This is a genomic window from Jatrophihabitans sp. (assembly GCF_036389215.1).
Lineage (GTDB): Bacteria > Actinomycetota > Actinomycetes > Mycobacteriales > Jatrophihabitantaceae > Jatrophihabitans_A.
In genome coordinates this window covers 1-5,535 of the sequence record NZ_DASVQG010000306.1, presented here as the reverse complement: position 1 = coordinate 5,535, position 5,535 = coordinate 1, and the positions used below count along the sequence as shown (strand labels likewise).

Below are 5,535 nucleotides of genomic sequence, written 5' to 3'. Positions count from 1 at the left end.
CTCGCCGTAGCCCAGCCAGCAGATCCGGGCCGGCAACCCCTGATAGTGCACCCGTTCCTGGGCCATCCTGATCCACCGGTGCAGCGACTCGTTCTCCGGGAACAGCTCCAGCACCGCCTGGTCGGTGCGGGCGATGTCCTTGGGGTCACCGGACAGCGCCGCCCACCGGAACGGGCCCCTGCCCTCGGCGAACAGCGGCCGGATGTAGGCCGGCACGAAGCCGGGGAAGGCGAAGGCGCGGGAGTAGCCGGCCAGCTGAGCCTCGCCGCGGATCGAGTTGCCGTAGTCGAACACCTCGGCGCCGGCGTCGGCGAAGCCCACCATCGCCTCGACGTGGCGGGCCATCGAGGCCCGGGCCCGGCCGGTGAACTCCTCCGGCTTGCGGGCGGCGTACTCCTTCATGTCGTCGAACTCGACGCCGATCGGCAGGTAGGCCAGCGGGTCGTGCGCCGAGGTCTGGTCGGTGACGATGTCGATCGGGGCACTGTTGGCCAGCAGTTGCGGCACCAGCGACGCGGCGTTGCCGAGCAGCCCGATCGACAGCGGCCGGCGGGCGTCGCGGGCCTCGACGGCCAGGTCCAGGGCGTGCTGCATGGAGTCGGCCTGAACGTCGAGGTAGCGGTGCTCTATCCGGCGCGCGATCCGGCTCGGGTCACACTCGATGCAGATCGCCACCCCGTCGTTCATGGTGACCGCCAGTGGCTGGGCGCCGCCCATCCCGCCCAGCCCGGCGGTGAGGGTGATGGTGCCGGACAGGGTGCCGTTGAACTTCTTGGCCGCGACCGCCGCGAACGTCTCGTAGGTTCCCTGCAGGATGCCCTGGGTGCCGATGTAGATCCACGAACCGGCGGTCATCTGCCCGTACATCGTCAGCCCGAGCTGCTCCAGCCGGCGGAACTCCTCCCAGTTGGCCCAGTCACCCACCAGGTTGGAGTTGGCGATCAGCACCCGGGGCGCCCACTCGTGGGTCTGCAGCACTCCGACCGGCCGGCCGGACTGCACCAGCAGGGTCTCGTCCAGCTTCAGGGTGGTCAGCGTCCGGACGATCGCGTCGTAGCTGTTCCAGTCCCGCGCCGCCTTGCCGGTGCCGCCGTAGACCACCAGGTCCTCGGGGTGCTCGGCCACCTCGGGGTCGAGGTTGTTCATCAGCATGCGCAGCGGTGCCTCGGTCTGCCAGCCCAGCGCGCTCAGTTCGGTTCCGCGAGCCGCGCGGATCACCCGGGAAGAAGAAGTCATGGCAGTCATGGTGACTCGCCCCGCTCCGATCGGCCAGACCGGGGGTGGGGCGGTGCCGCGCCCGTCCGGCTGGGTGGACGTCATCATGGTGCTTGCACGCCGGTGGCGATACCGGTGGCAGCACCGAGTGGCGCGGGGGACAGGTGGCGATGCCGGGCGATCCGCCAGCAGCTGTGGTCCGGACAGCTGAGCAAGGGACGGGGCAGGCAACTGGGCAGCAGACGGGGCAGGCAATTGAGCAGCCGGCTGCGAGTTCTCCGCTGACCGCCGTCAGCTGGCCGGTACGCACCGCCCGGCTGCAGCTACGGGCGGCAACCGCGGGCGATGCCGAGGTGACCTGGCCGTACTGGCGGCTCGAGGTCGTCAACAACTGGCTGACCCGCGCCCCGGACACCTACGAGGAGTACCGCGCCGTGTTCGAGTACCCGGTCCGCCTGGCGAAGACGCTCGTCGTCGAACTCGACGGTGTGGTGATCGGCGACCTGATGATCGCCGTCGAGGATGCCTGGGCCCAGGCCGAGGTCGCCGACCAGGCCCGCGGCGTGCAGGCCGAGCTGGGCTGGACCTTCCACCCCGGCTACACCGGACAGGGGTATGCCACCGAAGCGGTCCGCGAGCTGATCCGGATCTGCTTCACCGACCTCGGCCTGCGGCGGGTGACGGCCAATTGCTTCGCCGGCAACGAGGCGTCGTGGCGGTTGATGGAGCGGGTCGGGATGCGTCGGGAGCTCTACACCGTCCGTGAATCGCTGCACCGGTCCGGGGCCTGGCTCGACGGCATCGGCTACGCCCTGCTCGCCGACGAGTGGCGCGGCGTGAGCTCGACCGAGCCGGACGGTGGCACCCCCGGTCAGCCCGCGCCGTCGTAGTCCCCGTCCACCAGCTCGGCCAGTGCGGGGATCAGCCGCTGGGCGGTGTCCAGCTCCGGAGTCAGATCGCGGTCGGCGACGCCGGCCGGCAGCTCCGCGCACAGCTCGACGGCCAGCGCCTGCGCGGCGCTGAGCGGAGCAGCGGCCATCCGGACCGCGCGCACCGCAGCGACCAGCTCGCAGGCCACCACCACCTCGTACCGCTCGGCCGCGGTGAGCAGCTGCCGGGCGGCCAGCGAGGCGAAGCTCGCGGTGTCCTCGATGCCGCGCGACAGCGTGACGGACTGGGTCGAGGCCGGTGCCGCTGTGGCACGCAGGTCACCGAGGGCGGCGGCGGCCACGTACTCCACGACCATCACCCCGGACGATCCGGGCGTCCCGTCGCCCAGGAAGGGCTCCAGGCCGGTGTGATTGGGCTCGCTGGCGTAGGTCAGCCGGTTCAGCGACAGCTGGCCCGACTGCACGGCGGCGATCGCGGCGGTGTCACAGGCCAGCGCCAGGTAACCGGCGTGGAAGCCGCCGTGGTGGGCGACCGAGCCGTCGGCCAGGATCGACGGGTTCTCCGACGGCGCGTTGGAATAGGCGTCGACGGTTCCGGTGAGTTCGGTGAGCGCGTCCAGCAGGATGCCGTGACCCTGGGGCAGCGCCCGCAGGCCGTACGGGTCCTGCACCCGGGCCGGCTCCGGCGCGCCGACCAGGCTGCGCATCACCCGGCAGGTGATCCGGGCCCCGGGCATCGGGGTGGCCTGCTCTACGGGTGCGGCGTAGGCCTCGGCGTTGCCCCGGACGGCGGCGAAGCTCAGCGCGGCCACCACCAGCGCGGCCCGGGCGCCGGTGCCCAGCCGCCGGGCGGCCAGGGCGGCGTCGGAGATCGCGGCGGCGTTGCTGGAGATGAAGGGCAGCGCGTCGTGCGGCCCGAACACCAGCTCGCCGGCCGACCGGTCCTGCAGGGCGAGCGCGGTGGTCGCCAGTGCCGACAGCTCGGCGGTGCCGATGCCGACGAACTCCCGGATCACCGGCAGCGCGTCGGCGTTGATCATGTCGGCGAGGGCGCTGACCACCGCCGGGCGCAGGCCGGCGCCGCCGGCGCAGAGCTGGTTGAGCCGGATCAGCAGCATGGCCCGCACCCGGTCGGGCGAGCGGGGGCCGCCGGCGGAGGTGGCGTGGCTGCGCAGCAGGCCCTGGGCGCCGGTCGTGTCCGGTTCGACGTCGACGGTCCGGTTGGCTCCGACGCCGGTGGTCACGCCGTAGATCGGGCGCTGCCGTCCGGCGAGCACGGCCTGCTGGTGTGATCGCAGCACCCGGTCCAGTGCCTGGGTGCTCACCTCGACGGTCAGCGGCCCGTCAGCGGCGGCCGCGATCTGCGCGGTCCTGAGGTGCTGCCCATCGATCCGGATCACCCACGCGCCTCCACTCGGCTGCCGAGAACGCGGATTCTGTCACAGCAGGCCGGCGCCGCCGGCGGCTTCATCCTGCGCTCCAGCGGGTGAGGCGGCGGGCGGCGCTTACATGTCGGGCGCACGATGGAACAATCGCGCGATGGGACAATCGCGCGATGGAACGATGCAGCTTCGCACCGGCTGATCACCCAGTGATCTGGCAGGAAGCGTGGAGTTCACACTTCGAGGCAGCGCCTCGACCGGCAGGAAAGTGACCGCTTGTGATCCGCTTCGACTCGGTTTCCAAGCATTACCCCGACGGCACGGTAGCCGTCGACTCGCTGGAGCTGGTAGCACCCTCGGGCCAGATCACCGTGTTCGTCGGCCCGTCCGGCTGCGGCAAGACCACCTCGCTCAGGATGATCAACCGGATGATCGAGCCCACCTCGGGCAAGATCTGGCTCGATGACAAGGACACCTCGACCATCCCGACCCACGAGCTGCGCCGACAGATCGGCTACGTGATCCAGCACGCCGGGTTGTTCCCGCACCGGACGATCCTCGACAACATCGCCACGGTGCCGTTGCTGCTGGGCTGGGACCGCAAGAAGGCCCGGGCCCGCAGCCGGGAGCTCCTGGAGCGGGTCGGCCTGCCGGCCCACTTCGCCGACCGCTATCCCGCGCAGCTGTCCGGTGGCCAGCAGCAGCGGGTCGGGGTGGCCCGGGCGCTGGCCGCCGATCCGCCGGTGATGCTGATGGACGAGCCTTTCAGCGCGGTCGATCCCATCGCCCGCGATCAGTTGCAGGAGGAGTTCCTGCGGCTGCAGAACGAACTCGGCAAGACGATCGTCTTCGTTACCCACGACATCGACGAGGCGATCAAGCTCGGAGATCAGGTGGCGGTGTTGCGGGTCGGTGGCCGGCTGGCCCAGCTGGCCACCCCGGGACAGCTGCTGGGTGAGCCGGCTGACGCGTTCGTCGCGGCCTTCGTCGGACGGGATCGCGGTTACCGGGCGCTGGGCTTCACGCCGGCCGGCGAGCTGGCCACCCACGACGAGCCGACCATCGCGATGGGGTCGGCGCTGGCCGGTGCCGAGGCCGCCGATGACTGGTTGCTGGCCGTCGACGACCAGGGCGCTCCGCAGGGCTGGCTGCGGCTGGCGGATCTGGGTGCGGACCAGGCAGGCCGGGGCGCGCTCACCGTCACCGAGGAACTGCTGCACCGGGGCGGCACCGTCGCCGGCCAGGACGGTTCGCTGCGCTCGTTCCTGGACGCCTGCCTGTCCTCGCCGTCCGGGCGCGGTGTGATCGTCGACGGCACCGGGCGGCTTGCCGGCACCGTGACCGCCGTCGAGGTGCTGGCCGCGATCGAGCAGCGCTCGGCATCCGGCGCCGCCGGCCGGCCCGTCGGGCAACCGGTCGGGGGCGGCCAGTGATCCAGTACTACCGGGAGCACTCCGAGGAGATCAACAACTGGCTGGGCTGGCATGCCTGGCTCTCGGCGCTGCCGCTGCTGATCGGCCTGCTGATCGCGTTGCCGCTGGGCTGGCTGGCCCGCCGATACCGCTGGCTCTACCCGCCGATGGTGACGGTGGCCGGGTTGCTGTACACCATCCCGTCGCTGGCGCTGTTCATCCTGCTGCCCGGCGTGCTCAAGACCAGGATCCTGGATCCGAGCAATGTGGTGGTGGCGCTGACCATCTACACGGTGGCGCTGCTGGTCCGGGTGGTGGCCGATGCCCTCGGGGCGGTGCCCGAGCAGGTGCTGCAGGCGGCTACCGCCATGGGTTACCGCAGGATCGGCAGGTTGCTCAAGGTGGAACTGCCGATCGCCGTGCCGGTGATCGCCGCCGGCCTGCGGGTGGCGGCGGTCTCCAATGTCAGCCTGGTGTCGGTGGCGGCGCTGATCGGGGTTCCCGAACTGGGCCAGCTGTTCACCAACGGCTTCCAGCTCAGCTACCAGGCCCCGATCCTGCTCGGCATCCTGCTGTCGGTGCTGCTGGCCCTGCTCTTCGACACCGTGATCCAGCTGGCGGCCCGCGTCCTGACGC

Annotated in this window: 5 protein-coding genes; 3 read left to right on the top strand and 2 right to left on the bottom strand. The window is 71.3% G+C overall.

All coding sequences use genetic code 11. The features are described from left to right. On the bottom strand, window positions 1–1,236 hold a 1,236-nt coding region (gene hutU, locus VF542_RS17440; RefSeq protein WP_408652967.1), incomplete at its 3' end, for a urocanate hydratase. A 149-nt stretch (window positions 1,237–1,385) separates the two neighbouring features. Between hutU and VF542_RS17435 the strand changes: the two genes are divergently transcribed. Then, on the top strand, window positions 1,386–2,105 hold the full coding sequence (locus VF542_RS17435; RefSeq protein ID WP_408652966.1) for a GNAT family N-acetyltransferase: 720 nt from the start codon (window positions 1,386–1,388) through the stop codon (window positions 2,103–2,105). Here the strand turns inward: VF542_RS17435 and VF542_RS17430 are convergent. Continuing rightward, on the bottom strand, window positions 2,087–3,505 hold the full coding sequence (locus tag VF542_RS17430; RefSeq protein WP_408652965.1) for an aromatic amino acid ammonia-lyase: 1,419 nt from the start codon (window positions 3,503–3,505) through the stop codon (window positions 2,087–2,089). The two genes, VF542_RS17435 and VF542_RS17430, sit on opposite strands and share 19 nt — an antisense overlap. Window positions 3,506–3,765: 260 nt before the next feature. Between VF542_RS17430 and VF542_RS17425 the strand changes: the two genes are divergently transcribed. Beyond that, a complete protein-coding gene (locus VF542_RS17425) occupies window positions 3,766–4,920 on the top strand; it encodes an ABC transporter ATP-binding protein (protein WP_408652964.1) in 1,155 nt (384 codons plus the stop codon). Then, the coding region (locus VF542_RS17420; protein WP_408652963.1) for an ABC transporter permease at window positions 4,920–5,535 on the top strand (616 nt) is incomplete at its 3' end. The genes VF542_RS17425 and VF542_RS17420, both read left to right, overlap by 1 nt.